Source organism: Streptomyces lothianensis (assembly GCF_047779955.1).
Classification (GTDB): Bacteria; Actinomycetota; Actinomycetes; order Streptomycetales; family Streptomycetaceae; genus Streptomyces.
Map to the genome: position 1 here is coordinate 1 of NZ_JBLMKT010000178.1, position 226 is coordinate 226.

At 70.8% G+C, this 226-nt stretch carries 1 protein-coding gene; it reads right to left on the reverse strand.

The window, feature by feature from the left end; all coding sequences use genetic code 11:
* Positions 1-226 (reverse strand): hypothetical protein (locus ACLF6P_RS30130; protein WP_415954607.1); only part of this gene is annotated, 226 nt, incomplete at both ends.

Here is a 226-nt window from a genome sequence, read left to right on the forward strand (position 1 = left end):
GCTGGAAGGCGTAGGTGGGGAGGGGGGTGCGGCGGGCTCCGGTGCCGGTGTAGACGGTCTGCCAGTCGATGGTGACGCCGTGGCAGTGGGCTTCGGCGAGGGAGGTGAGGATGCGGGTGTGGCTGCCTTCGTCGCGGCGGAGGGTGCCGAGGGTGGTGGCGTCTGTTTCGGTGTCTTCGATGGTGCCCTGGAGGCCCAGGGCGAGGACGGGGTGGGGGCTGACTTC